This is a genomic window from Variovorax sp. P5_A3, from assembly GCF_056400665.1.
Genome location: NZ_JBFUKW010000046.1, coordinates 1 through 26144, shown reverse-complemented (window position 1 = coordinate 26144; position 26144 = coordinate 1). Strand labels below are relative to the sequence as shown.

General features: G+C 65.9%; 28 protein-coding genes and 2 pseudogenes. 22 read left to right on the top strand and 8 right to left on the bottom strand.

Annotated elements, in window-relative coordinates:
* Together AC1D3B_RS35245 and AC1D3B_RS35240 are read left to right on the top strand one after the other, a co-directional pair.
* Positions 1 to 204, top strand: a pseudogene (locus AC1D3B_RS35245) (tyrosine-type recombinase/integrase); the annotation flags it as partial.
* A gap of 58 nt (positions 205 to 262) precedes the next feature.
* Positions 263 to 919 (top strand): H-NS family nucleoid-associated regulatory protein, encoded by a 657-nt coding sequence (locus AC1D3B_RS35240; RefSeq protein WP_478195305.1) that lies wholly within the window; start codon positions 263 to 265, stop codon positions 917 to 919.
* Between the two features lie 100 nt (positions 920 to 1019).
* Here the strand turns inward: AC1D3B_RS35240 and AC1D3B_RS35235 are convergent, their stop codons facing one another.
* A complete protein-coding gene (locus tag AC1D3B_RS35235) occupies positions 1020 to 1142 on the bottom strand; it encodes an NAD(P)(+) transhydrogenase (Re/Si-specific) subunit beta (RefSeq protein WP_478195304.1) in 123 nt (40 codons plus the stop codon).
* A gap of 292 nt (positions 1143 to 1434) precedes the next feature.
* Here AC1D3B_RS35235 and AC1D3B_RS35230 point away from each other — a divergent pair, with 292 nt between their 5' ends.
* The 10 genes from AC1D3B_RS35230 to AC1D3B_RS35185 all read left to right on the top strand — a co-directional run bounded on the left by AC1D3B_RS35230 (position 1435) and on the right by AC1D3B_RS35185 (position 12013).
* Positions 1435 to 1983 (top strand): hypothetical protein, encoded by a 549-nt coding sequence (locus tag AC1D3B_RS35230; protein ID WP_478195303.1) that lies wholly within the window; start codon positions 1435 to 1437, stop codon positions 1981 to 1983.
* A 19-nt stretch (positions 1984 to 2002) separates the two neighbouring features.
* On the top strand, positions 2003 to 2704 hold the full coding sequence (locus AC1D3B_RS35225; protein ID WP_478195302.1) for a sugar transferase: 702 nt from the start codon (positions 2003 to 2005) through the stop codon (positions 2702 to 2704).
* A gap of 134 nt (positions 2705 to 2838) precedes the next feature.
* Positions 2839 to 3582: a class I SAM-dependent methyltransferase gene (locus AC1D3B_RS35220; protein ID WP_478195301.1), complete on the top strand. Its 744-nt coding sequence runs from the start codon at positions 2839 to 2841 to the stop codon at positions 3580 to 3582.
* 148 nt (positions 3583 to 3730) lie between these two features.
* Positions 3731 to 4312 carry a hypothetical protein gene (locus AC1D3B_RS35215; protein ID WP_478195300.1) on the top strand — a complete coding sequence of 194 codons (582 nt, stop codon included), beginning with the start codon at positions 3731 to 3733 and terminating at the stop codon, positions 4310 to 4312.
* A gap of 26 nt (positions 4313 to 4338) precedes the next feature.
* Positions 4339 to 5307 carry a LysR substrate-binding domain-containing protein gene (locus AC1D3B_RS35210; RefSeq protein ID WP_478195299.1) on the top strand — a complete coding sequence of 323 codons (969 nt, stop codon included), beginning with the start codon at positions 4339 to 4341 and terminating at the stop codon, positions 5305 to 5307.
* A gap of 223 nt (positions 5308 to 5530) precedes the next feature.
* Positions 5531 to 7612: a DUF4387 family protein gene (locus tag AC1D3B_RS35205; protein ID WP_478195298.1), complete on the top strand. Its 2082-nt coding sequence runs from the start codon at positions 5531 to 5533 to the stop codon at positions 7610 to 7612.
* A gap of 22 nt (positions 7613 to 7634) precedes the next feature.
* Entirely contained in the window at positions 7635 to 9278 is a 1644-nt protein-coding gene (locus AC1D3B_RS35200) for an alpha-keto acid decarboxylase family protein (RefSeq protein WP_478195297.1), read from the top strand.
* A 5-nt stretch (positions 9279 to 9283) separates the two neighbouring features.
* Positions 9284 to 10273 (top strand): Bug family tripartite tricarboxylate transporter substrate binding protein, encoded by a 990-nt coding sequence (locus AC1D3B_RS35195; RefSeq protein WP_478195307.1) that lies wholly within the window; start codon positions 9284 to 9286, stop codon positions 10271 to 10273.
* Positions 10274 to 10289: 16 nt separating this feature from the next.
* Positions 10290 to 11651 (top strand): acyclic terpene utilization AtuA family protein, encoded by a 1362-nt coding sequence (locus tag AC1D3B_RS35190; protein WP_478195296.1) that lies wholly within the window; start codon positions 10290 to 10292, stop codon positions 11649 to 11651.
* Entirely contained in the window at positions 11651 to 12013 is a 363-nt protein-coding gene (locus AC1D3B_RS35185; RefSeq protein ID WP_478195295.1) for a DUF4387 domain-containing protein, read from the top strand. Before AC1D3B_RS35190 ends, AC1D3B_RS35185 begins: the two co-directional genes overlap by 1 nt.
* Before the next feature lie 25 nt (positions 12014 to 12038).
* Here AC1D3B_RS35185 and nadA read toward each other — a convergent pair whose 3' ends face one another.
* Positions 12039 to 13178 (bottom strand): quinolinate synthase NadA, encoded by a 1140-nt coding sequence (gene nadA / locus AC1D3B_RS35180; RefSeq protein ID WP_478195294.1) that lies wholly within the window; start codon positions 13176 to 13178, stop codon positions 12039 to 12041.
* A 3-nt stretch (positions 13179 to 13181) separates the two neighbouring features.
* Positions 13182 to 14063, bottom strand: coding sequence for a carboxylating nicotinate-nucleotide diphosphorylase (gene nadC, locus AC1D3B_RS35175; RefSeq protein ID WP_478195306.1), 882 nt, complete (start codon positions 14061 to 14063; stop codon positions 13182 to 13184).
* A gap of 151 nt (positions 14064 to 14214) precedes the next feature.
* Between nadC and nadB the strand changes: the two genes are divergently transcribed.
* The 5 genes from nadB to AC1D3B_RS35150 all read left to right on the top strand — a co-directional run bounded on the left by nadB (position 14215) and on the right by AC1D3B_RS35150 (position 18781).
* The gene (nadB, locus tag AC1D3B_RS35170; protein WP_478195293.1) at positions 14215 to 15792 is read left to right on the top strand and encodes an L-aspartate oxidase; all 1578 of its coding nucleotides are present in this window, start codon (positions 14215 to 14217) and stop codon (positions 15790 to 15792) included.
* A gap of 46 nt (positions 15793 to 15838) precedes the next feature.
* Complete coding sequence (panD, locus tag AC1D3B_RS35165) at positions 15839 to 16240, top strand: aspartate 1-decarboxylase (RefSeq protein ID WP_478195292.1); 402 nt, start codon at positions 15839 to 15841, stop codon at positions 16238 to 16240.
* Between the two features lie 23 nt (positions 16241 to 16263).
* Positions 16264 to 17148 (top strand): 3-methyl-2-oxobutanoate hydroxymethyltransferase, encoded by an 885-nt coding sequence (gene panB, locus AC1D3B_RS35160; RefSeq protein WP_478195291.1) that lies wholly within the window; start codon positions 16264 to 16266, stop codon positions 17146 to 17148.
* Positions 17149 to 17161: 13 nt separating this feature from the next.
* Complete coding sequence (panC, locus tag AC1D3B_RS35155) at positions 17162 to 17998, top strand: pantoate--beta-alanine ligase (RefSeq protein ID WP_478195290.1); 837 nt, start codon at positions 17162 to 17164, stop codon at positions 17996 to 17998.
* A gap of 444 nt (positions 17999 to 18442) precedes the next feature.
* A complete protein-coding gene (locus AC1D3B_RS35150; RefSeq protein ID WP_478195289.1) occupies positions 18443 to 18781 on the top strand; it encodes a hypothetical protein in 339 nt (112 codons plus the stop codon).
* Between the two features lie 68 nt (positions 18782 to 18849).
* Here AC1D3B_RS35150 and AC1D3B_RS35145 read toward each other — a convergent pair whose 3' ends face one another.
* The 3 genes from AC1D3B_RS35145 to AC1D3B_RS35135 form a co-directional block, all read right to left on the bottom strand.
* Positions 18850 to 19245: a tautomerase family protein gene (locus tag AC1D3B_RS35145; protein WP_478195288.1), complete on the bottom strand. Its 396-nt coding sequence runs from the start codon at positions 19243 to 19245 to the stop codon at positions 18850 to 18852.
* A 117-nt stretch (positions 19246 to 19362) separates the two neighbouring features.
* Positions 19363 to 19608 carry a hypothetical protein gene (locus AC1D3B_RS35140; protein ID WP_478195287.1) on the bottom strand — a complete coding sequence of 82 codons (246 nt, stop codon included), beginning with the start codon at positions 19606 to 19608 and terminating at the stop codon, positions 19363 to 19365.
* 133 nt (positions 19609 to 19741) lie between these two features.
* Positions 19742 to 20116 (bottom strand): VOC family protein, encoded by a 375-nt coding sequence (locus tag AC1D3B_RS35135; RefSeq protein WP_478195286.1) that lies wholly within the window; start codon positions 20114 to 20116, stop codon positions 19742 to 19744.
* 156 nt (positions 20117 to 20272) lie between these two features.
* On the opposite strand from AC1D3B_RS35135, the pseudogene AC1D3B_RS35130 reads away from it, so the two are divergent.
* Positions 20273 to 20395: pseudogene (locus AC1D3B_RS35130) on the top strand (SDR family oxidoreductase); the annotation flags it as partial.
* On the opposite strand, the gene AC1D3B_RS35125 reads toward AC1D3B_RS35130, so the two are convergent.
* Together AC1D3B_RS35125 and AC1D3B_RS35120 are read right to left on the bottom strand one after the other, a co-directional pair.
* Entirely contained in the window at positions 20392 to 21660 is a 1269-nt protein-coding gene (locus AC1D3B_RS35125; protein WP_478195285.1) for a Rieske 2Fe-2S domain-containing protein, read from the bottom strand. The pseudogene AC1D3B_RS35130 and the gene AC1D3B_RS35125 overlap by 4 nt on opposite strands.
* Before the next feature lie 22 nt (positions 21661 to 21682).
* Positions 21683 to 22681 carry a tripartite tricarboxylate transporter substrate binding protein gene (locus AC1D3B_RS35120; protein ID WP_478195284.1) on the bottom strand — a complete coding sequence of 333 codons (999 nt, stop codon included), beginning with the start codon at positions 22679 to 22681 and terminating at the stop codon, positions 21683 to 21685.
* A gap of 233 nt (positions 22682 to 22914) precedes the next feature.
* On the opposite strand from AC1D3B_RS35120, the gene AC1D3B_RS35115 reads away from it, so the two are divergent.
* The 4 genes from AC1D3B_RS35115 to AC1D3B_RS35100 form a co-directional block, all read left to right on the top strand.
* Positions 22915 to 23664: an SDR family NAD(P)-dependent oxidoreductase gene (locus tag AC1D3B_RS35115; RefSeq protein ID WP_478195283.1), complete on the top strand. Its 750-nt coding sequence runs from the start codon at positions 22915 to 22917 to the stop codon at positions 23662 to 23664.
* Positions 23665 to 23677: 13 nt separating this feature from the next.
* Positions 23678 to 24295, top strand: a complete 618-nt coding sequence (locus AC1D3B_RS35110; protein WP_478195282.1) for an NIPSNAP family protein — start codon at positions 23678 to 23680, stop codon at positions 24293 to 24295.
* Between the two features lie 22 nt (positions 24296 to 24317).
* Positions 24318 to 25310, top strand: coding sequence for a tripartite tricarboxylate transporter substrate binding protein (locus tag AC1D3B_RS35105; protein WP_478195281.1), 993 nt, complete (start codon positions 24318 to 24320; stop codon positions 25308 to 25310).
* 19 nt (positions 25311 to 25329) lie between these two features.
* Positions 25330 to 26144: isocitrate/isopropylmalate family dehydrogenase (locus AC1D3B_RS35100; RefSeq protein WP_478195280.1), on the top strand; the 815-nt coding region annotated here is incomplete at its 3' end.

Below are 26144 nucleotides of genomic sequence, written 5' to 3'. Positions count from 1 at the left end.
CATTACTCGGCAACACGGCAGTTGCTCGCGGACGCGGGTCTCGATGGCAACGAAGGCGGAACCTTCAAGCTTCGACACACCTTCGCGATGCGCCAACTGCGACGCGGAACGGCGCCCGCGGAAGTCGCTCGGTGGCTGGGTGTCGAGGTGGCAGTGATGGACCGCTACAGGCACGTCCTGAGCGGCCCGATGGACGTTGTCTAAGCACGTGCGTACGGAAGGTTGAAGACTGTCGGTATCGATTGCGTTGCCAGAAGCTTTCTTGCGGCAGCGAATTGCTTTACTGCTTTACACAACACCAGGTTTGCCATATTCAACACTTCTGCAACAGGAGTGGCAGAATCGGCCACAGAGAGTCGTCAGTACTCTCGTTCCTGAAATACCAAAGCAAGCAATGGCACAAACCTATAGACAGATCCAGAAGCAGATCGAGCAACTTCAACGCCAGGCCGATGCGTTGCGTGACAGCGAGATCAAAGGCGTCGTCGACCGCATCAAGGTCGCGATCGCGCACTACGGACTGACCGCTGCCCATCTGGGCCTTGACTCCACCGCCAAGAAAGTTGTCGGAAAGAAAGGCACCAAGGCCCGGGCCCAATTCAGCGATGGCGCCGGCAATGTGTGGTCAGGTCGGGGCCCGCGTCCGCGTTGGCTGCGTGAAGCGCTCGCATCGGGACGATCGATCGAGGAGTTCAAGTCGGGTTCGACGATCAGGTCGAAGCTCGGCTCAGCTATCGACAAGATGGAAGCGGCCGCGCCGGCGGCCAAGGCACCCGGAAAGAGGGCCAAGCGTGCCCCCTCCAAGGTCCACTACAGCGACGGCGCTGGCAATTCGTGGACCGGCCGCGGTCCGAAGCCCGGATGGCTCAAGGTCGGCCTCGACAGCGGCAAGACGCTTCAGGATTTCTTGAGCAAGTAGCCGAACGCACGGGGTGGGCCGAGCGGTCGACAATTCGGACACTGTCGGTCCGGCTCGCAGCCTCTGAACGACCTCGCAGAATCTCGCCGGTCGAATTGCCTCATTTTTGCGGTTCGACCAGTTCCCAGGCCCGCGACTGGTCGTAGGGCACCTCGGCCTCGGCCAGCAGCACGTTCATGTGGCGCGGCACGCGCCCTGCCAGCGCCATTTGCTGGTCCGACACGCGCGGTCCCCGGATGCCTGGCGCTCTTGGAACCCGTGTGTTTCGTGGCCAAGAAGCTTGATCGCGATCTCGTTGGATAGCGACGTGACCGCCGGTTACCAGCTGGACAAAGACATGAGCTTTTGTCTTACAGAGGCGTCGCACTCGCGAAGGCACAAGCGTATCAGTGATGTGAACTCTTCACATCCTCCCTTTTCACCGGCTTGCCGGGGCTGGGTGATGCACGCGGTGCGCCCGCTCGCGCGCGCCAAACCCCCTCAAGCAGTTGCTCGACGACATAGGAGACCAGTCCATGTTTGAACTGTTCGGGAAGAAGAAAAAGGTGAATCATTCTTTGCCGGAAATCGATCACCCGGCAATGGGGCGCCTGAGTGGCGCGTCAGGGGTTCTACAAGGAAGGATCGAATCCGAACGTGGCGTCATCGTCCTGTCGATCAACCCAGACGACCAGCCGCTCGAGGCCTCGCTGTCCCTCGCCGAACGAGTCATGAGAAACATAGCGACTCTGGACGACAAAGGCAGAGACCTGGTCGCGGTGCACGCGTTGGAGACTTACAACTCTGACTGGCGCTTCGGAGAGCGCATCAACGACGGCGGCATCATGGAGATGTTCGAGAAGCCCGTGAAATCGAAAGCCGAGTTCTGCGCCTCGCTCAAGCTGGGCAGGATTCAAATCACTGGCAGCGACTTCGTCACCTTGAGGTTCATGCTTGGTGACATGTCTTCCAAGCACGATCTCGATGTGACGTCATTGGACGGAATCGACTTCAACGAAGTTCGGGTCGAACTGCAAGGGGGCGATGCAACCTCTGTGGCTCGCCAACCCAACAGATCGCACTGAGAGCAGCGGGTAAACCACCATGCACCCTGCTCATACCGAAGCACCAGGCTCCAGCTACCAGATCGGCCTCCGTGCAGACATCTCGTCGGAGCCGTACTGCCTCACGTTCACTCAGCGAACGGTCAAGCGCTCCGTGGACATTGCGGGGGCGCTGGCGTTCTTCGTATTCCTCGGGCCGCTGTACCTGATCGTTGCGGCGGCTGTGCTCGTCGGGATGGGCAGGCCGGTGCACTATTGGCAGACACGCTTGGGGCAGGATGGCCGGCCCTTTCGTTGCTACAAGTTCCGCTCGATGGTCATGGGATCCGACGAAGTCCTTGAGCGTCATTTGCAGCAGGACGCTACGGTGCGCACTCAGTGGGAACAATTCCAGAAGTTGGAGAACGATCCACGCATCACACGCCTCGGCCGTGTTGTGAGGAGACTGAGCCTCGACGAACTGCCGCAGTTCTACAACGTGTTGAGGGGCGACATGAGCTTGGTCGGTCCTCGGCCCTGCATGGTACGCCAGCGCAATCTTTACGGTCGCGGCTGGGTTCACTACTGCCACATGCGACCCGGCATTACAGGCCTGTGGCAGGTCAGCGGTCGCAATCGCCTCCCCTATGCCGACCGAGTCGCCCTTGACGCCAGATACGCAGCGGAGTGGTCCATGCGACTCGACGCAAGAATTCTCGCTCGCACCTTCTGGGTCGTTCTGAGCGGCGACGGATCGTCCTGATCGGCTGGACGCCATACGCGTCGACGAGCAACTCCCGACGGCGCTGGTGCCCGGTGGCAAGCACCGCGGGCATTGCCGCGGGCTTCCCCGGCAAATGCGCTCGGCGGCAACCCCCAACGTATCGAAGGTATTTCATGACACGAATCACGAACACGATCAAGCGGGTGCTGCCGGACCCCATGATCAAGGCGATCCGTACCTACCGAGGCCGGTCCAAGCTCAGGATGTTCGCCGGCCTTTCGACCAAGGAAGTCTTCACCAAGATCTACGAAGAAGGTGCTTGGGGGACGTCGCACGACCCAGGCCAGGCATTCTTCTCCGGAAGCGGTTCACGGGCCGATGCGGTCGTGGACACTTACGTAGCGGCGGTGGGACGGTTCCTTGGCTCCCTCGACCACAAGCCGGATGTGGTAGATCTCGGATGTGGCGATTTTCATGTGGGTTCGCGGTTGCGACCTCTATGCTCGCGCTATGTAGCCTGCGACATCGTCGAGCCGCTCATCGCTTTCAATGCTGAAAGGTTTCAAGCGCTCGGCGTCGACTTCCGGACGCTGGATTTGACGAAGGATGAACTGCCTTCCGGCGAGGTCGTGTTCGTCCGACAGGTCTTGCAACACCTGTCGAATCGCGAGATTGCTCAAGCCCTGCCGCGAATCCGGGATCGGTACCGGTTCCTGGTTCTGACCGAACATGTTCCGCTCACTCCGTTCCCCCACAACCTCGACAAAGCATCCGGACCGGACAATCGCCTGGACATCCACAGTGGCGTCGTCCTGACGAGTCCTCCCTTCAATCTTGCAGTGGTCGAAGGCTCCGTCCTGTGTCAGGTCGAGGAGTGGGGAGGGATCATCCGAACGGTTCTCTATCGGCTCAGCTAGTTCCGGCCGAACACATGTCAGCGATCGCCGCACGCAATCACTTGGATGCGGCCTACGGGCATCAAACTGCCCACCGCTTCAAATTCGAAATTTCGACGGGAGGATGGCACGAAGGTCGTCGCCAACTCGCCGGCCCAAGGAGCGAACCATGCGCGACATCATTGGCCCGGATGCCGTGGGCAAGGAGCCATTCCACTTTCAACCGGGCACCGCGATGCACGCGGGATGGATGGTTGTATGGCTCGTCTTCGGCATGTTGGCTGCTCACGAATTCAGCGGACTCGCGACAGATCCGGAGAGCGATTCCGCACTCACGGTTTTCTATGCCGTGGCCGGGTTGGCCGGTCTGGGGATGATGCTGCGGCGCTCAGTGCGAACCAAGCATCCCGCACGTCTCTATCCACCATTGGCGCTGAGCTTGGCGGGCCTGGGAATCTTTGCATTGCTCGTCTACCAGAGAAAGGCGCCGCCGGACTGGGTCAGCACACTCGTTGCTGCTGCCGGCTTTCTTGCGCTATCTGCCTGCGCCGCCGCGATTGGCGCCGTTATCGCGTGGCGCCGGCGGGAGGCCGAGCGCGATCGCCGTAGCCGAGAGACCGAGGCTTGGGAGCGACGGAGGCTGCTCGAGCGAACAACGTCGAGTCCCATTGAGCAAATCATTGTCGAGCTTGAAAATCCTCCTATCGAGAATGACGCCGACTTGCTGCCTCCGAGGCCGCCGAAACGTTGAGTGCGACGCGGAAATGATCGCTGGCGTTGTACATTGCAACCATTCCTCGCCAGGAGTTGGCCATCCACCTGCGTCATCTGCGCTACTTCGTGAAGATCGTCGAGGCCGGCAGCTTCTCGCGTGCGGCAACGACGATCTTCGTGGCTCAGCCGGCGCTGAGTCAGCAGATCGCGGAGCTTGAGGAAGAGCTCGGCGTCGCGCTGCTGCATCGAAGTGCGCGCGGTGTGCGCCCGACGGTCGCGGGTGAGGCGCTGTACCGCGAAGCGGTGTCTATCCTGCGGCAGATCGAGAAGCTGCCCGACATCGTGCGTTCGACCGGCGGCGAAATCGCAGGCTCCGTGAGCCTGGGCATGTCCTCGACCCTGGCTTCCTTTCTTTCGGGTGCCTTCATCAAGGCCTGCAAGAGTGCGCTGCCCAAGGTGAGCCTGAACCTGGTCACGGCCGACAGCATCAGCCTGCGCGCGCGCATTGAGGCGCAAACGCTCGACCTCGCGATCCTCTTCGAGGAGGAGACGCCCCCTGGGCCCGGACTGGTGCGCAAGCCGCTGTTTCGCCAGCGCCTCTATCTCGTCGAGCGCAAGCGCGGGCCCCGAGCCGCGAAGACGGTTTCCCTCAAGCAGCTTGCGGCCTTGCCGCTGGTGCTGCCGAGCCCGCCCAACGCCACGCGCTCGCTGCTCGACGCCGAGTTCGCCGCCGCGGGCTTGACGCTGCAGGTGGCGGTCGAGACCAACCTGCTTTACGGCATCCTGTCGGCGGTGCAGTCGGGCGTCGGCGTGGCGATCCTTCCGATGGGGGACTTCTCCGCCACCCTGAGCCCAGCCAGCGTCGTCGCGACACCGATCGAACCGCCCATCCACCAGACGGCGCACGTGGTCTCTTCCGACGTCGCCCCGCTGACCCGCGCGGGCGAAGCGGTGCGCGATCTGCTCGGGCCATTCATCCATCGCTTCCTCGACGAGACCGCACCGGCGGGCATGGAGCACGTGGCAGGCTGAACGACGGAGGCGCAGCCGATGTCCGCTGCTCCCGATCTGCCGCCTGAGTCACTGCCCATATCCGCTGCCCATATCCGCTGCCCATATCCGCTGGCTATATCCGCTGCATATAGCCACATACCCAGACAGTATTTTTCATGCGGGGCCTTCGGGATCACAGTCTGCTCCGGCCGAAGGAAAGAGCGCAGCGAATCCGCTGCCGCCGTCGGCCGAGGAGCGTGTCGTGGCCAAGCTCGTCTATCGTGTCGTCGCCGCCTGTGGGGCCCTGGGCTACGGCTTTCCGAGGGCGTCGCTGCAGGAGGCGCTGAAGGGGCGCATCGACGCCATCATCTCCGACGCGGGCTCGATGGACGCCGGCCCCTACTACCTCGGCACTGGCGAGGAGTACTTCGAGCGCGAGGCGGTGAAGGCCGACTACTGCCACATGGTCGAGGCCGGTCTTGCCACCGGCAGTCCGGTCATCCTCGGCAGCTGCGGCATGGCAGGCGGCAATCGCAATCTCGACTGGATGCTCGACGTGGCCAAGGAAGTCTTCGCAGAGCTCAAGGTCAAGGACGCGAAGGTCGCGGTGATCCGTTCCGAACTCGACAACGAGGACGTGATCAAGGAGCTGCGCGCGGGCGCGCTGCTGCCAACGGGCATCGGCCCCGAACTCAGCGAGGATGCGCTGCGCGAGAGCGTGATCGTCGGCCAGATGGGTATCCATCCGCTGATCACCGCGCTCCAGAGCGGCGCGCAATACATCTTCGCCGGACGCGCCTGCGACATCGCGCTCTTCGCCTCCGACATGATCCGCCGCGGCATCGATGCCGGCATCGCCTACCACGTGGGCCACGTGCTCGAATGCGGCGCGCTGGCCTGCGATCCCGGCACGCCCTCCGACTGCCTGGTGGCGGAGATCTACGACGACGGCTCGGCCGTGTTCGTCGCGCCGGAAGCCGGTCGCCGCTGCACGCCGTACTCGATCGCGGCCCATTCGCTCTATGAGGAGAGCCATCCCCAGCTGCAGTTCTATCCCGAAGGCATCCTGGTGATGGAGCACACCGAGTTCTTCGCACCGGACGCCCGCACCACGGGCATCCGCAACAGCATGTTCGTGCATGCGGCCAAGCCCTGGCCGTGGAGCATCAAGCTCGAGGGCGCGCGCCGCCTCGGCAAGCGCCGCGTGTCCCTGATCCACATCGATGCGACCGACCTGGCGAAGATCCCGGCCGACGTGCTGGTCTACGGCCGCAACGGCGTGCAGATGCGCGCGGTCGAAGGCGACGAGCGCGAACTCGGCATCATCATCGAGACCCATGCGAAGACGCCCGAGGCGGCCGAGACCCTGGCGAGCCTGCTGACCCACTACCTGATCCACTACGGCTATCCGGGGCGCAAGGCGACCGCCGGCAACATCGCCTATCCGCTCTCGCCGAACCTCGTGAGCTTCAAGCGCGAGGACGGGCTCTACGGCGCGATCGTGCCGAGCGGAACGCGCGATCCGGTGTTCTTCGCCAAATACGAGAGCATCAAGGCGGCAGTGATCCGGGTCATCGAAGCCGAGTTCCCGGATGCGCTGGCGCAGGCCGACTACCGCATCATCGATGCGGATGCTTCCAATCCGGCGATCCTGCTGCGCACCGTCGACAGCGATCCGGCGCGCCTCGAAGCCCGCCACGCGTCCGAGATCGAAGCCATCACCCGCCTGGCCAGGCCGAAGCCAAACTCGCACCTGAACATGGACGCGGCCGACGCCTATGCCTGGTCGCTCTACCACCTGCTGCAAAACGAGGAGCTGATCAAGAAGACGCTCTTCCCGATCACCTACTACCGCGCCGAAGGCAGCGACTGGGTCGAGGAAGGTCGTGAGCGGCCGCGCTATTTCGACATCGGCATCAGCGGCTACGAAGGCAACCTGGACGACCGCACGCTGTCGCTGATCGCGGATGCGCCGCCGAGCGGCCATCCCCACGGCAGCCAGCGCCTGCTCGACATGGCGGTCGTGATCCGCAGCAAGGATGCAGGCATCAACCGGCTGACCTTCGACATCGTCTTCAATTCGGCCGCCGACTACGAGACGGCCCTGCGCTCGAACGTCTTTCACAAGGACCATGTGGCGAGGATCCTGCAACTGCCGCCCGAAAGGATCGTCGGCAGCTTCTTCGTCGATACCTGCAATGCGATCAAGATCTCGATCGACCGCCCGAACATCTCGGCGTCGCCCGACGAGCGCGATGTCTTCGGCGCGCAGCAGCAGTCGCTCTTCGAGCGGCTGGAAGTCCCGATCTTCGCGCATCCCCTGGTGCGCGCCTCGGCACTCTGAACGCTTCCTGGAGATACCAGCCATGACCAGAACCGTCATTGAACACGTGCTTGGCCGATTGCGCGACATCGGCGTCGACGCCGTCTTCGGCGTACCCGGGGACTACTCCTTCGCGGTCAGCGATGCTGTCTGCAACGATCCGGCGCTGCAATGGGTGGGCTGCTGCAATGAGCTCAATGCCGCCTATGCGGCCGACGGCTACGCACGGATCAAGGGTGCGGCCGCACTCAGCACCACCTTCGGCGTCGGCGAATTGAGCGCGATCAACGGTATCGCCGGGGCCTATGCCGAGCATCTGCCGCTCTTCCACCTGGTCGGCATGCCCAACATGGCGACGCAGGCGGCGCGCGCGCTGATGCACCATACCCTTGGCAATGGCGAGTACGACCTCTACCAGCGCATGAGCGAGCCGGTGGTCTGCGCGCAGGCGGTCATGACGCCGCAGAACGTGGCCTACGAGACCGAGCGCTTGATCGCCGAGGCGCTGCATCACCGTCGGCCGGTGTACATGGGCTTCCCGGCCGATCTCGCGGTGATGCCGGTGGCTGGCCAGGCGCAGCCGATCGCGCGGGCGAAGAGCGATCCCGTGATGCTCGAGAAGGCCGCCGCGGCGATCGTCGCCGCGCTCGACGAGGCCTCGACGGCCTGCGTGCTGCCGGGCATCCTGGTCACGCGAGCCGGCGCGCGCAGCGAGATGCAGGCGCTGATCGACGCATCGGGGCTGCCCTTCGCCACCATGTTCATGGCCAAGTCGGTGCTCGATGAACGGCAGCCGGGCTACGTCGGCATGTACGACGGCGTCTTGATCACGCCGGAGGTGCGCGAGTTCGTCGAGGGCGTCGACCGGGTGCTCGTCGTCGGCTCGCCGATGACCGACTTCAACACCGGCGCATTCACCGCACGGCTCGATCCGGCGCGCACCATCACCATCGCGCATCACCGTGCGCAGGTCGACGGCAAGACCTACGCCAACGTGGAGATCGGCGAATTGCTCGCGCTGCTCGCGCGGCGCTTGCGTCGCCGCGACTGGAAGCGCGGCGCGCCCGCTTCGCTCGGCGAGCCGAAAGGCCGCGGCGACGATCCGATCACCGTCGACGCGCTCTATCCGCGCTGGGCCGACTTCTTCCGCCCCGACGACATCGTGGTCGCGGAAACCGGCACCGTCTCGATGGGACTGGGCTTTGCGCACCTGCCCAAAGGCGCCAGCTTCCACAACCAGACCCTGTGGGGATCGATCGGCTGGGCCACGCCGGCCGCCTTCGGCGTCGCGGTGGCTGCTCCCGGACGCAGGGTCGTGCTGCTGACGGGAGAGGGCTCCCACCAGCTCACGGTGCAGGAGCTTGGCCAGTTCGGCCGCCGCGACCTGAAGCCGGTCGTCTTCGTGCTCAACAATGCCGGCTACCTGATCGAGCGCCTGCTCAACAAGGATCCGGCCATTGCCTACAACGACGTCGCCGAATGGCGCTACACCGAGCTGCCCCACGCGCTCGGCTGCGACGGCTGGATGACGGCGCGCGTGACCACCTGCGCCGAGCTCGACCGCGCGCTGCACGCCGCGGGCGATGCGCAAAGCGGTGTCTACATCGAGGTCGTGACCGATCCCTATGCGGCCTCGCCATTGGCGAAGAAGCTCGGTGACGCCCTCAAGGAACTGAGAAAGGCTTGAAGACGATGAACAAGCGCGAGATGCTGCGGCTGCTGGCGGCCGGCCTGTCCATTGCGCCGGCCATCGGCTGGCTGCCGAGAGCGGCCGCCGAGGCGCGCTTTCCCGACAAGCCGATCAAGCTCATCGTGGCCTTCGCGCCCGGCACGGGCAGCGACGTGCTGGCCCGGATCATGGCGGCGTCGATGGGCCCGCTGCTCGGCCAGCCCATCATCGTCGACAACCGCTCGGGTGCCGGCGGCGTGATGGGCACGGAGCAAGGTGCACGCTCACCCGCGGACGGCTACACGCTGACCCTGGCCACCACCAGCACCCTGCTGACCAATCCGGCGCTCAGCCCCAAGGTGCGCTACCGCGCGGACAAGGACTTCACGCCGGTGGCGGGGCTCGCGCGCACCGCCTTCGTGCTGGTCACGGCCGAGACGTCCGAAGCGCCGCACAGCATCGCCGACTTGCGAAAGCGCCTCGCGCAGGGCGGCAGTTCCTTCGGCTCGGCCGGTGTCGGCACGATCACGCATCTCGCGGCCGAGGTCTTCCTCAAGCAGGCCGAGCAGAAGGCCGTGCATGTGCCCTACCGCGGCAGCGGCGCCGCGCTCACCGATGTCGCGAGCGGGCAACTGCTGTTCGGCTGCGACACGGTGGTTGCGGCACTGCCACTGATCCGCGGCGGCCGACTGCGTGCGCTGGCCGTCTCTTCGCCACAGCGCCTGCCTGCCTTGCCCGATGTACCGACGGCCGCGGAGGCCGGCATCCCCAAATGGCAGCTGAGCGCCTGGTGGGGCCTGGTCGCGCCCGCCGGCACCCCGCCGACCGTCGTGGCCTCCTTGTCGAACGCGGCGTTGAAGGCCCTGGAGTCGCCCGAGGTCAGGGGCCAGCTCGCAAGCCAGCAGCTCGAGGCGATGGCGCTGCCGGCAGCCGGCTTCGGCGCGCTCATCCACAGCGAGCAGCCCTTCTGGAGCGCGTTCGTGCGCCAGACCGGCATCCAGGTCGAATACTGAGAAGAGACATCCAACCATGAACGAACTGCGCATCGTCGCGCTCAACGGCTGCCTGGGCTACGGCTTCGAAGAGGAGAGCCTCGCCCGCGGCGCGGCTCTCCAACCCCACATGTATGGCGCGGATGCCGGCTCGACCGACGCCGGGCCCTATTACCTGGGCAGCGGCACCTCGATGGTCCGGCGCGAGCAGGTCAAGCGCGACCTGTCCCTGGCCTTGCGCCAATCGCGCGCGAGCCGGGTACCGCTGGTGATCGGCTCGGCCGGTCTGGCCGGCGGCGAGCCGAACCTGCAGGCGGTGCGCGAGATCCTCATCGAGACCGCGCGCGAGCAAGGGCTGAATTTCAAGCTGGCGACCGTGCATGCCGAGATCGACAAGTCGGCCGTGCTCGATGCGCTGTACAGCGACGGCATCACGCCGATGGCCGGCGTTCCGGCGTTGACCGAGGCTGACATCCGTGACAGCGTGCGCATCGTCGGCCAGATGGGCTGCGAGCCTTTCGCCCAGGCGCTCGCCGCTGGCGCCGACGTGGTGCTCGCCGGGCGCGCCTGCGACACCGCGATCTATGCGGCGATGCCGATCGCGCGCGGCTTCGATCCGGGCCTGGCCCTGCATCTGGCCAAGATCATGGAATGCGGCGCCCAGTGCGCGTTGCCGCAGGGCACCAACGATTGCATGCTGGGCATCCTGCGCGACGATCACTTCCTGGTTCGTCCGCTGTCGGCACGGCGCGCGTGCACGCGCGAATCGGTGGCCGCGCACACCATGTACGAGCAGAACGACTCGCTGATGCTGCACGAACCCGAAGGCCGGGTTGACATGCGCGATGCGAGCTTCGAGCAGGTCGATGCCCAGACGGTGCGGGTCAGCGGATCTCGCTTCCTGCCCACGTCGCAGCTGAAGATCAAGCTCGAGGGCGCGCGCAGTGCCGGCTTCCGGGCCTTCACCCTGGCCGGCATCCGCGACGCTCACATCATCAGCGAACTCGACGGCATCGAGCGCACCGTGCGCGAGGCGGTGCGCCGCAACCTGCCCGTGGCGGTTCAGGACGCCGACTTCCGGATCGACTTCAAGGTGTATGGCCGCGACGCGGTGCTGGGCCTGCGCGAACCGCATCGCGCGAAGCCGCTGCACGAGGTGGGCGTGCTGATCGAGGTGGTGGCGAAGACCCAGGCCCTCGCCAGCTACGTGCTATCGCTCGCGCGTTCCTCGATGCTGCATTGCCCGTTCCCGGGCCGCAAGACCACGGCGGGCAACCTGGCCTTTCCGTTCTCGCCCTCCGACACAGCCGCCGGCGAGGTTTTCGAGTTCAGCGTGTACCACCTGATGCGCGTCGCCGATCAGCGCGCGCTCTTCCCGATCGACATGGAGCGCATCTGATGCCGAAGCTCGAACAACTCGCAAGCGTGTTGCGCAGCAAGAACGCCGGCCCCTTCCAGATCACCTTCGACATCATGTTCCCGGATGCCGCGACCTGGCAGCAGGTGATCGATGCCGGGGTGCTCGAGGCGGACCGCGTGGCCGCACTCTACGGCGTGCCTGCGGCCGAGGTCAGCATGATTCCGTTCGCACGCGTGCATGCAATCAAGGTCACAGTGCCGCGCACCACCGGCAGGCGGGGCAGCGGATCGGCTTTTGATCGAGACGTCTATGGGGCCCAGCAGCATGGGCTGCTCGGGGAGATCGATTGCGGGACGCCAGGGGTTGGATCGAACGCCCGTCCGGCATCGAGCAGCAGGTGACCGCGTCGCCTCGGGTAAGTGGGTTCTATGCCGCGCCGATGCCGGCCACGAGGTGGCTCACTGGGCCGCCGCCGCGCAGCGCCGCGGTAAAGGCGAGCATGCGGTCGATCGGTACGCGCGCCCGCCGCCCGAGCGCCGGGTCCACATGCACCTCGCCCGCGCCCGTCTCGAGGACGTGCGCGAGGCCGGCGAGGCCGTTCATTGCCATCCACGGGCAGTGTGCGCAACTCTTGCACGTCGCCGAATTGCCTGCCGTGGGTGCCTCGATGAAGGTCTTGCCCGGATTCAGCGCGCGCAGCTTGTGCAGCATGCCGCTGTCCGTGGCAACGATGAACTCGCTCGCGTCCATGCGCTGCGCCGCGCCCAGGATGGCCGATGTGGAGCCGACCGCGTCGGCCAGCGCGATCACGTCGGCCGGCGCCTCGGGATGCACCAGCACGCGGGCTGCCGGGTGTTCCTTCTTGAGCAGTTCGAGTTCGAGCGCCTTGAACTCGTCATGCACGATGCAGGCCCCTCCCCAGCTCACCATGTCGGCGCCGGTCTCGCGGCGGATGTAATCGCCCAGGTGCCGGTCGGGCGCCCACAGGATCTTCTGGCCCTGCGCGCTCAGTGCCCGCACCACGTCCAGCGCGCAGCTCGAGGTGACCAGCCAGTCGGCGCGTGCCTTCACGGCCGCGCTGGTGTTGGCATAGACCACGACGATGCGGTCGGGATGCAGGGCGCAGAAGCGTTCGAACTCGTCCGCAGGACATCCGAGGTCGAGCGAACAGGTGGCGTCGAGGTCGGGCATCAGCACACGCTTCTCGGGCGACAGGATCTTGGCGGTCTCGCCCATGAAGCGCACGCCCGAGACGACCAGCGTGCGCGCCGCATGGTCGCGGCCAAAGCGCGCCATCTCGAGCGAGTCGCTGACGAGGCCGCCGGTCTCCTCGGCCAGGTCCTGCAAGTCCGGATGCACGTAGTAGTGCGACACCATCACCGCGTCGCGCTCGCGCAGCAGGCGGCGGATGCGCGCCTTGAGCGCCTCGCGTTCGGTTGGGCCAGGCTCCGGCGGGACGCGGGCCCACGCGTGGCGGGTGCTGCAGGCCGCGCCGCCCTCTTCGGCGGCGAAGTGCGGCTGCTCGTAGTCGACATCGATCACCGGCAACGTGGTCGTCAGCGTCATGGCTCAACCCTCCCGGAAGCGCATCGAGAAGTCGATCGCCTTGACGTCCTTGGTCAACGCGCCGATCGAGATGCGGTCGACGCCGGTCTCGGCCAACGTTCGCAGCGCATCGAGCGTCACGCCGCCCGAGATCTCCAGCACGGCACGGCCATCGCGTGCCGCGTCGTTGCGGCGCACCGCCTCGCGCAGCGTGGGCAGGTCCATGTTGTCGAGCAGCAGCATGCGCGCGCCGTTCGCGAGCGCCTCGTCGAGCTGCGCCAAGGTCTCCACCTCGATCTGCACGAATTTCGCGCGGCTCGCGACTTCGGCCGCCGCACGCAATGCCGCGCCGACCCCGCCTGCCGCGACGATGTGGTTCTCCTTGATCAGCACGGCATCGTAGAGGCCGATGCGATGATTGACACCACCACCCATCCGCACCGCGTACTTCTGTGCCAGGCGCAGACCCGGCAAGGTCTTGCGCGTGTCGACGATCTGCGCTCGCGTGCCGCGCACGGCGTCGACATGGGCCGCGGTCTTCGTCGCGACCGCACTGAGCAGTTGAAGAAAATTGAGCGCCGTGCGCTCGGCAGTGAGCAAGGCTCGCGCTGCGCCTGAGATCTCGAGCACGGTCTGGTCGGGCGCACAGCGAGCGCCTTCCGCCACATGCCAGACGATCCGTGCGTCCAGGTCCAGGTGGCGAACCACAGCCTCGACCCAGGGCGCGCCGCACAGCACGGCCGATTCGCGGGCCACCACACGCGCTTCTGCGCGCCGGTCGGAAGCGATGAGCGAGGCGGTGAGATCACCCCCGGCGACGTCTTCATCGAGTGCTCGTAGCGCATCGGCCCGCACGACGGCAGCCCATTCAGCGGAAGAAAAATCGAGGGCACTGTCAATCTTCATCATCATTCGCAAGTCGACGCCGCATGCGGCAATGGGGCCGCGATCGTACCAGCGGCGCACCCGCTTTCAGCCCGCTCTAAATGCACGCAGGCGTAGCGCAAGAGTCGGGTATGGTTCGCCCGATTGTGATTCGAACCAAGAGCGACGACCTGTGATTTCTCATGAATTCGACGTGCTCATCGTCGGCAGCGGCCTGGCGGGATTGAGCACCGCGCTGCACCTCGCACCCACGCACCGTGTAGCCGTCATCACCAAGGGTGCGCTGCAGGATGGTGCCAGCCAGTGGGCGCAGGGCGGCATCGCCGCTGTCCTCACCGAAGGCGACAGCGTCCAGTCGCACCTCGACGACACACTGGTTGCGGGCGCGGGCCTGTGCGATCTGGCCGCCGCGCGCTTCGTGGTCGAGCATGCACCCGAAGCGATCGCCTGGCTGCGCGAGCTTGGCGTAGCCTTCTCGCTCGAGGATGGCGCGCTGCATCTCACGCGCGAGGGCGGCCACAGCCAGCGCCGCATCGTGCATGCAGCCGACGCCACCGGCGCCGCGGTGCAGCGCACACTGATCGCTCAGGTGCGGCGCACGCCCGGCATCACGCTGTTCGAGCAGCACACGCTGGTCGACCTGATCACTGGGCGCAAGCTCGGATTGGCGGACACTGCCTGCCTCGGCCTTCACGCGCTCGATGCGACCACCGACGAGGTGTTGACCTTTCGCGCGCCGCACACCGTGCTGGCCACCGGCGGCGCCGGCAAGGTCTATCTCTACACGAGCAACCCCGACACGGCCACCGGCGATGGCATCGCCGCGGCCTGGCGCGCGGGTTGCCGCGTCGCGAACATGGAGTTCATCCAGTTCCACCCGACCTGCCTGTACCACCCCGATGCCAAATCCTTCCTGATCAGCGAGGCGGTGCGCGGCGAAGGCGGCCGCCTCCTGCTGCCGGACGGCACTCGCTTCATGCCTGCGCACGACGAGCGGGCCGAACTCGCACCGCGCGACATCGTGGCGCGCGCGATCGACTTCGAGATGAAGAAGCACGGCCTCGACTGCGTGCACCTCGACATCTCGCACCAGAGCCCGGCCTTCCTGCAGGAGCATTTCCCGAACATCCTGGCGCGCTGCGCCGAGCTGGGCATCGACATCACGCGCGCGCCGATCCCGGTGGTGCCGGCTGCCCACTACACCTGCGGCGGCGTGCTCACCGACCTGGCGGGACGCACCGACGTGCCCGGCCTGCATGCGATCGGCGAGACCGCCTGCACGGGCCTGCACGGCGCCAATCGACTGGCCAGCAACTCGCTGGTCGAGTGCATGGTCTTCGCCCGCGCGGCCGCACAGGCCATCGCCGCGGCACCGCAAAAGGCGTGCGCCGAACTGCCCGCATGGGACGACAGCCGCGTCACCGATGCCGACGAGACCGTGGTCATCTCGCACAACTGGGACGAGCTGCGACGCTTCATGTGGGACTACGTGGGCATCGTGCGCACCAACAAGCGGCTCGAACGGGCGGCGCACCGCATCGCGCTGCTGCAGGGCGAGGTGCAGGAGTTCTACGGCAACTTCCACGTCACACGCGACCTGCTCGAACTGCGCAACCTCGTGCAGGTCGCCGAACTGATCGTGCGCTCGGCCCAGGCCCGCCGCGAAAGCCGCGGCCTGCATTTCAGCCGCGACTACCCCGCGCTCGCCGCACCGGCGGCACCGACCATCCTCGTGCCGCCTGCAGGCTGACACGGCCCGTCCAACCACTTGCATTCAGAGAAGGAGTCCTTCGACCATGTTCCGCACCCTGCTCAAGTCCAAGATCCACCGTGTCGCGGTCACCGATTGCGAACTGCACTACGAAGGCTCTTGCGCCATCGACGAAGACCTGCTCGATGCCGCCGGCATGGCCGAGAACGAGCAGGTCCACATCTGGAACATCAACAACGGCGAGCGCTTCGTCACCTATGCGATCCGCGGCGAGCGCGGCACTGGCATCATCTCGGTCAACGGCTCGGCCGCCCGGCGTGCCGCAGTCGGCGACCTGATCATCATTGCGGCCTTCGGCCTCGTGCCCGAGGAGCAAGTGGCGAAGCATCGGCCGAAGCTGGTCTTCGTCGACGGGGCCAACCGCATCAAGGAAGAACGCGCCCACATCCCCGTGCAGGCGGCTTCAGGCGAAGCCGTCGCGGCCTGATGCCAGGCGCAGCGAACTCCGCCATGACGTCGCCCTCCGCCGCGGATGCGGCCTCGCCCTACGGCACCCTCCCCTCGCCCTCGCCGCCATCGGCACGCAAACCGCTGAGCCTGCCTCGCTTGGCCGACATGCATGCGCGTGGCGAGAAGATCGTCATGCTGACCGCCTACGACGCCACCATGGCGGCGGTCGCCGATGCGGCGGGCGTCGAATGCCTCCTGGTCGGCGACTCGCTGGGCATGGTCTGCCAGGGCCTGTCGAGCACCGTCGGCGTCTCGCTCGACACGATGCGCTATCACACGGAGAGCGTGGCCCGTGGGCTGCGCCGCGCGCAGGGCACGGCCTGGCTGATTGCCGACCTGCCCTTCGGCAGCTATCACGAGTCACGGGAGCAGGCGCKGCGCAGCGCCTGCGCGTTGATGCAGGCCGGTGCGCACATGGTCAAACTCGAAGGCGGCGGCTGGACCACGGAGACCGTGCGTTTCCTGGTGGAGCGCGGCATCCCGGTCTGTGGCCACCTCGGCCTCACGCCGCAGACCGTGCATGCGCTGGGCGGCTATCGCGTGCAGGGCAAGGGCGTCGAGGCTGCGGCGTTGCTCAAGCAGGAAGCGCATGCGTTGCAGGATGCGGGCGCAGCGATGCTGGTGCTCGAGATGGTGCCGGCCGCGCTGGCCACCGAACTCACGAACGAACTGCAGCACTGCGCCACGATCGGCATCGGCGCCGGCCGCGGCACCGCAGGCCAGGTGCTGGTACTGCACGACATGCTGGGCGTCGGCCTCGGCAAGATGCCGAAGTTCGTGCGCAACTTCATGAGCGGTGCGCCGGGTATCGCGCAAGCCATGCAAGCCTACGTGCGCGCCGTCAAGGACGGCAGCTTTCCCGACGATCAACTCCACGCCTGGTAGAGGAGCATCGACCATGTATATCGCCCGCACCATCCCCGAACTGCGCGACCACCTGGGCCCATTCCGGCGCCCCGCCTTCGTGCCCACGATGGGCAACCTGCACGATGGCCACCTCGACCTCGTGCGACAAGCCAAGCCGCTCGGCGACGTCACGGTCGCCAGCATCTTCGTCAACCGACTGCAATTCCTGCCGCACGAGGACTTCAATACCTATCCACGCACCTGGGACAGCGATTGCGAGAAGCTGCGTACCGCTGGCTGCGATGTGCTGTTCGCGCCCGACGAAAAGGCGCTGTATCCCGAACCGCAGACCTGCAAGGTGCACCCCGATCCCGAACTGGCCGACATTCTCGAAGGCCATTTCCGGCCTGGCTTCTTCATCGGGGTCTGTACGGTGGTCATGAAGCTGTTCTCGTGCGTGCAGCCCGCCGTGACCCTGTTCGGCAAGAAGGACTACCAGCAGTTGCTGATCATCCGCCACATGGTGCGTCAGTTCGCGCTGCCCATCGATGTCGTGGGCGTCGAAACACGGCGTGCCGCGGATGGTCTCGCGCTGTCCTCACGCAATGGCTACCTGGACGAGTCGGAAAGGGCCGAGGCCATGCGCCTATCGAAGGCGCTTCAAGGCATGGCCGAAGCGGTGCGCTCCGGTGAGCGTGATCTCGCGGCGATCGAGGCGCGTGCAATGACTGCGCTTCGTGCTCGCGGCTGGCAGCCCGACTACCTCGTGCTGCGCCGGCGTGCCGACCTGCAGCCGGCCTCCGCCGGAGAGCCTCTGCTAGCGCTGGCCGCGGCCCGCTTGGGTTCCACCCGGCTCATCGACAATCTCGAGTTCGACACGACGATCTGAGCCGCGATCGGAGCGGCGAGCCGCTGCCTATGCGCCCGAAGGACGGGTATCGGAGAGGGTCACGGCATCTTCCTACTCGAATGCGCAGAAATCTCCCCTTGGCGCGCGGCAGCGGCGGGGGGACCGTCACTCCTGAAATGAATTTCGGGTGGCGCTATGAGAATCTGGTCACTGCTTCGACTTCCGGTCGCACTGGCGGCGCTCACGCTGGCCGGTTGCGTCGCGGCACCGCCGCAGCGATGGGGCGAGTGGATCGATCCCACCCCCGGCCCGAACTCAGGCATCTTGCGAAGCGGCAAGGTTCTGGTTGGCTGCGATACCTTTGATCTACTCATTCGCCAGCCTTGCCAGGACGACGTGTCCCGGGCGCTGGCGGCAAGGGGTGCGAACCCTGTCGTCGCTCCTGGGGCCACGACACCGAGCGCCCTCGAGCCGGAGGCTCAGTTGAGCAGCGGTGCAACGGCCATTGGCGCCAACGCGGTCTTCGTCCTGGCGCTGGCGCCTGCGGCGACGTCAGCGCCCTTCGGCTCCGGCGTGTCCGTGGGTATCGGGGGCTTCAACTGGGGACGCGGCGGCGGTGCCGGCATCGGTCTGAGCGCTCCGATCGGAGGGGGCTGGGGGACCACCGGGTTTTCGGCGACTGCGCGGGTGATCGACGCAAGCACCGGCCGGATGGTGTGGAGCACGTCCTTTGTAGCCTCTCCATCGTCGGACATCGGCGGACAGGTCAGGGAACTGACTCGCAACATCCTCGACTCGGCGCAAGCTGCGGGCCTGCTCTGAACCGTGGGCCGGGCCCGCCCTGTACTCCGGCGTGCCAAGGACGTGCGCCACGGCACCCGAGCTCGGCCTCAGGCTTCTCCCGGCTTCCAGTCCGGACTGAAGCCGCCCAGCGTGGGGTGGTACATCTCGTCGCCGTCGTGCTGGGTGAACTCGACATTCAGTCGGTCCTCGGTCAGGCCCAGCAGTTCGATGCAGTGCGCGCACAACGCCCTGGCGACTTCCATCCGAAGTTCGGCTGGCCGGCCGCGGCGGATGTCCAGCATCAGCAAGGAGACGGGAACAGGAAGCTTTCCGACCTCGGCGATGCGCCATACGCCGCCTGCGCCCAGTTCCCGAATTGCTACGGAGATTCGCCGAACGTCAACACTCATCATCGAGGCGTAGGTCTCGCACATCCGAGCCGCGAGGCGCTGCTTCAAGTCCTCGGGATAGCTGCCGTTGACGTCGAGTTGCAGGTAGGGCACGGAAGTTCCTTGAAGAATCTGTGGCTCGCATTCCGCCAGAGGACGAGCGGAAATGATAGCCCTCGCTGCGGCTTGCGCCGATCCCGCGCTGTGCCCTCCCCTGTCAGCGCCGACGACTCAGTCGCGGTCGATGAACGCACCGACGCAGAGTGCAGTGCCCACGACGTACAGCAACCAGGTCTGCGGGATCGCGTACGGATAGAGCATCAGCGCCACACCGAGCCATTTGCTTCGCGGACGACCGGCGCGCTTTCCGTGGCGGTAGACCGCGATGCCAATGAGGCCGAACAGAACGGCACCAATGATGTAGGCCGGGGTCGGGAGCGTCAACCCGAGCGACTGCAGTGTCTGCAAGCTGTCCATGGATGATGGGGCCAGGAATGGAAGGTGATCCTCTGAGCGCTGGCGGCTTATAGGAGTTCAAGGCGCCTCCTGCCCCTTGGCCGCTGCGAGTCGCTGCGCGGCGTTGCGGCCGAAGAGCCAGAACTCACCGAGCTCACAGGGTCTGGATGACTGCCATGATGTTGCCCTCCGTGTCCTTGAACCAGGCCGCCATGGCGCCGCCTTGCGTCACGATGTCGTCCGCGTCCTTGCCGGGCATGGCGTAGCTCTCGAACACCACGCCGCGCGCCTTCAGTTCGGCGACTTCCTTCCGGATGTCCTGCACTTGCCAGAATGCCTGGCTCGCCTGGGACGTTCCCGCATTGGGCGTGGGATACAGGAATGCGCCCGTGCCGGCGCCGAACTCGTAGTGGACGCCGCCGCCCAACTCGGCTTTCGGCGTGAAGCCGAGCTTGACTTCGTAGAACTGCCTGGCTCGCTGGAGATCCTTGGCGGGGATATAGGCAAACATAGGGGATTGCTGCAGCATCGCACGCTCCTTTGTGTCCTCGAACGGCCGCGATTGTGCGCCCTGTGCAAGTCCCGGTTCAACCACCTGTCACTCAAGGACATGCAACCCATCGCGCAGGTCTCGCTGCCCCAGGTGGTATTTGTCATCGACGCCACCCTGCCCTACAAGACCTCCGATGTCGCATCGGCGGTTCTGTTCCTCGCCTCGCCGCTTGCCTCTTACATCACGGGCAACGTGATCGCTGTCGACGGAGGTTCTTCGCTTGTCACTGGCGGCTTCAGTCTGCCGAAGTCCTAGCCGGCGTCGTTCATTTCAGCCGCTGCCTGCTCCGGGACGTCGAGGGTATAGCTCGCCTCGACTTCGGGGATATCGAGCGTCCGGCCAGGTGCCTGCGCGCTGGCCTGGTGAGTCTTCAGCGCCTCGAGCAGGACGCGCCTTCCTTCCGCCAGCGCCCGGTCCACGGGTCCCAGCTGCTCCCTCGACCGGTCGTAGTCTCCCTGGCTCTCCAGCACGTAGTTGTCCTCGGCCAGCAGGGTCAGGGTGGGATGGGCCTCGGCATAGCCGGAGAAGCTGTCGCCACGCTCCATGCTTTCCCGATCCTGGTGCCAGCGGTTGTCGGCAGAGCGCGCGGCACCATGCCTGAGGTTGTTGAACAGGTCGTTCCGGTCCGCAACGCGCCCCAGGTTACTCAGGCCGAAGCCACTTTCCCTGAGCGGGCCGTGGCGATTGAAGATCACCGACCAGAGAAGCGTCGTCTCGTCGTCGATCGGCACGCTGATCTTGAGCGCCTTGTCCTCGAGCGGATCCGGGCCGAGCGAGTGGAACTGGATGAAGGGGAGCACGAAATGGCCGGAGGTCTGTTTCCTGGCGTCCTTGTTGACGAGGCTGAACCCGTACGGCGTGCGCTCGACCAGCATCTGCGGATAGTCGTACTGAAGACCGGTGTCGGTCTTGCGCCCCTGGTTCGAGAAGTAGTTGTCCCCGCGGAACGGGATCTTCCGGTTGGTGTCGTGATGGAGCATCTGGGAGTGGAAGACGTCCCAGAGCGTCTCCAGCGGGCGCAGCCAGTTGCACTTGACGATGGCCGTCGCGGTGATGACCTGGTCGTCCGGCAGGCTCGTGAACGCCAACTCGCGAAACGGCGGCGGCGCCCCGTTGCCGAGCCAGGCCCACACCATGCCCTGCTGCTCGCGTGTCGCATGCGACCTTGTCTTCAGCCGCTCGAGGGGCAGGTGCTCGGGGTGCGTCGGTGCGTCCCGCAGCAGCCCATCCGCGCCGATCTTCCAGCCGTGGTAGATGCATCGCAGTCCGTTCGGCTCGTTCCTGGCAAGAGCCATGGACGCGCCCCGGTGCGGGCAGGCTTCGTCCATGACACCCACTTCGCCGGAGGGAGACCGGAACGCGACCAGCTTCTCTCCAAGAATGGTGATCCTCAGCGGCCCTGCGCCGGCCAGGAGCTGCTCGCTGCGGGCAACAGGCACCCAGTACTCGCGCATCAGGCGGCCCATGGGGGCGTCGCCGGTGACTTGCGTGATCAGGCGGCTCTTCTCTCGTTCAAGCATGGAATCTTCCTTCCTTCTGTGTTCAGTGGCGTTTGGCGAATCCGTACCGCGTCAGCAACTCCCGCTGCTCGACGGCGGACTGTGCGACCCATCGACGGTAGTCCTCGGTGGACATGTACCGGGGCTGTTGGTCGGACCTGTCCAGCAATGCAATGACGGCCGGTTGCTCGAGCGCGAACTTGAACGCGTCGTGCAGCGTCTTGACGACGTTCGCCGGCAGCCCGGCGGGGCCGCCCAGGCCGGTCGGGCTGTCGATGGCCACGGTGTACCCGAGGTCCTGCATCCTCGGAACTTCAGGATGGCTCTTGAGCTTCTGCCCGGAAGCGATGGCCAGGTAGCGCGCCTTGCCGCCCTGCACGATCGAATTGGTCCCGATCACCGTGTCCACCGAGAAGGTCACCTGCTTGCCCAGGAGGGCCGTGACGCTCTCGGCACTTCCCTTGTAGGGCACGGCTTGCCAGGCGACCTTGTCCCGGGCCGCGACTTCTTCCATGAAGATGTGGGCGCTCTGTCCCAGCCCTGGAGGGACCGCATACGCCACCTGCTGCGGGTTCGCACGACCCCATGCCAGCAGGTCGGCCCATGAACGAAAGGGAGAGTCCGCCGCGACCGTGACGGCAAACACGTTGTCGACCATGTTGAGGATGTACGTGAAATCCTTGATGGGGTCGTAGGCCACGTCCTCAAGTACCGGTTGTCTCCACACGGCCGTATTGACCGCTCCGATCGTGTAGCCGTCGGGGAGGGCGTTCTTGATCGCGAGGAACGACGTCACGCCTGCGGCGCCCGGCTTGTTCTCGATGATCACGGTCTGGCCGAGCTTCTTCTCCGCCTCGACGGCCGTGGAGCGCATCACGATGTCGGTGAATCCACCGGCGGGGTAGCCGACGATCAATTTGATCGGGCGGGACGGATAGGCCGTCTGTGCGTGCAAGCCGGTCGCGGCCATCGCAGCCGCGCCGGCGCCCGCGGCGCGCAACAGGGCGCGCCGGGTCCAAGGATGCCCATTTCTGGAACGCATGCGATGTCTCCTGGAAGTAGCTTCGGGCGGAGTATGGGAGGACGGGCGGATGAACCCAAATCGCAAATTCAGATGGCAGCATCGCTTTTGCTTGTGGCCTTCGACAAGCGCAAGGCGTCACCACTATTTTCGATGGCGCCATCGCAATCATTCGTTTGGTGCGTGCCGACGCGGTCCCTAGACTTTCATCGGAACTCGGTCGGCCCCGAGCCGAGAACAAGAAGGAATCACGCATGCGTCTTGCCAATCGTCGGATCATCATCACGGGCGGAGGCTCCGGTATCGGACTCGAGACCGCCCGGCGCTTCCAGGCCGAGGGCGCCAGGATCGCCGTGCTGGACCGCTCGCCGAAGTCCCTGGACACGGCGCGCACACAGCTGCCGGCTGCGGCCGCCATCGAATGCGACGTGTCGCAGGAAGCCTCCGTGCAGCGCGCGGTCGCGGCCGCCGCAGAGCAGCTCGGGGGCATCGACGGCGTCTGCAACATCGCCGGCATCGGCACCCGCAAGAGCTTCGACGAGACGACGGCCGAGGCGATGCTGACCGACATCGGCGTCAACCTGATGGGGCCGTTCCTGGTATCGAAGGCGTCACTTCCGCATCTGCGCACCGCGGGAGGCGGAACCATCGTGAACGTGTCGTCCGGCCTCGCGCTGCGCCCGACGGAAGGCCGCACCGCCTACGGCGCCTCGAAGGGCGGCCTCATCACCATGAGCAAGGCCATGGCGATCGACCTCGCGAAGGACAAGGTGCGCGTCAACATCGTCTGCCCCGGCCTGATCGACACGCCGCTGGTGAGGGACACCAGCCACGGGGCCACCTTCACGCCGCAGCAGTACGAAAAGCTGATGGACCGGCGCATCATCCGCCGCATGGGCGACGCGCGCGAGATCGCGGATGCCATCCTGTTCCTGACCAGCGACGAGTCCTCGTTCATCACCGCGACGGTGCTTGCGGTCGATGGCGGCGGCTCGATGCACTGAGCCGCGCCCGCCCATGATCGCGGAACTGCGAACCTACCTGCTGCGGCCTGGCGGCGTGCCACCCACCGAGGAGCTCTTCGGCAAGCACCTGCACCATCGCACGCCCATGTCGCCGATGGCGGGGCTCTGGCACGCCCTGACGGGCCAGCTCAACACCATCCTGCATCTCTGGCCCTACGACAGCGTCCAGGAGCGCTGCGACATCCGCGACGCCATGATGCGGCCGCCACTGTGGCCGCCGCCGCTGCGACCCTGGCTGCTGGAGATGGACTCGGTGATCCTGATGCCCGCCCCCTTCTCTCCTGCGCTGGCGCCGGCACGCCATGGCGCCATCTACGAGTTCTGCATCGACAGCTACCTGCCGGGCGGGCCGGCGGCATGCCGCGACGCCTGGTCGACGGCCATCGACGCGCGCACGAAGCTCTCGCCGCTGGTGTTCTGCGGCACGTCGGAGTTCGGACGGCTCAACCAGTGGGTGCACATCTGGGCCTACCGGGACCATGCGGAACGCGATGAGGTACAGGCGCAGCTCGCGCGGGATGGCACCTGGCCGCCTGAGGGTGGACGCGAGCTGCTGCTGAAGCAGCAGACCTGCCTGGCCGCTCCGGCGCCGTGTTCGCCGCTGAACTGAAGACAAAAAAGGAGACGTCCCCTTGAGTGATTCACACCGGACCCGCCGCGCGGTCCTGAAGGCGGCTGCGGGCGCCGCGGCCGCCATCTCGGTGCCACGGCTGCTCGCGCAGCAACCGCGCTTTCCGCAGCGCCCCATCAAGCTCATCATCGGCTTTCCGCCGGGCGGCATCACCGACATCGTGATGCGCTCGGCAGCCGTGGAAGCGGAGAAGAAGCTGGGTCAGCCCGTCATCGTCGAGAACAAGCCGGGCGCCGCAGGCGTGCCGGCCTACCTCGCGATGAAGTCCGCGCCACCCGACGGCTACACCATCGGCGGCGTCAATGCGGCCCTGTGGCGGCAGCCGATCTTCGACGACGTGGCCTACGACCCCCTCAAGGACTTCACCTACATCATGAACATGGTGGACAACATCTTCGCCGTCGTGGTGTCGGCCGACTCGCCGTTCAAGAGTTGGGCGGACCTGCTCGCGTGGGGTCGCGCGAACCCGGACAAGGTGTCTTACGGCGCGCCGCCGGGGCTGGGGCAGAGCGCACACCTCTTCATGGAGGAAGTCACCGCGCGCGAGAAGCTCGCCTGGCAAGCCATCGGCTACAAGGGCAGCAGCGAGAGCGTGACGGCGCTGCTGGGCGGGCACATCACCTTCGCTGTGGATACGGTGATCAGCACCAGCGCTTTCGTGAGGGCCGGCAAGGCGCGCTACCTGGCGGTCGCCTCGAACCATCGCATGAAGAGCTGGCCGGACGTGCCGACGATGAAAGACCTGGGCTACCAGCTCGCGATCGACAGCCCGATCGGCCTGGGCGGTCCGGCCGGCATGCCCGCCGAGATCGTGCGCACCTTGCACGACGCCTTCAAGTTTGCCCTCGAGCAACCGAACTTCGTCGCGCTGCTCGACAAGTCGGACCAGGCGCCGCGCTACATGAACACGGCGGAATTCAACAGCTTCGTGCAGCAATCGTACGTGGAGCAGCGTGCACTGCTCATGAAGTACGGCATGGCGAAGAAACGATAGATCCGGGGGCACCGAAATCATGAGCAAGCAACGCATCGCGGTCATCGCCGGGGACGGCATCGGCAAGGAAGTGATGCCCGAAGGCATGCGCGTGGTGGACGCCGCCGCACGCAGGTTCGGCATCGATATCCATTTCGACATCTTCGACTTCTGCAGCTGGGACCACTGCGAGAAGCACGGCAAGTACCTGCCGGACGACTGGAAGGACCAGGTGGGCGGCCACGACGCCATCTTCTTCGGCGCGATAGGCTGGCCGGAGAAGATTCCCGACCACGTGTCGCTGTGGCAGTCACTGCTGCTGTTCCGCCGCGAGTTCGACCAGTACGTCAACCTGCGTCCGGCGCGCCTGATGCCCGGCATCGTTGCACCCGTCGTGCGCAGCGACGGCAGCCGGCGTGAGCCGGGAGAGATCGACATGTACATCGTGCGCGAGAACACGGAAGGCGAGTACTCGAGCATCGGCGGCCGCATGTACGAAGGCACCCAGCGCGAGATCGTCGTGCAGGAAACCGTGATGTCGCGCGTCGGCGTGGACCGGGTGCTCAAGTTCGCCTTCGAGCTTGCGCAATCGCGCCCGAAGAAACACCTGACCAGTGCCACCAAGTCCAACGGCATCGCGATCACCATGCCCTACTGGGACGAGCGTGTCGCGGAGATGCAGAAGAAGTATCCCGGCGTCAAGACGGACAAGTTCCACATCGACATCCTGACCGCGCACTTCGTCCAGCGCCCGGACTTCTTCGACGTGGTGGTGGCGAGCAACCTGTTCGGCGACATCCTGTCGGACCTGGGCCCTGCATGCACCGGCACCATCGGCATCGCGCCCAGCGCCAA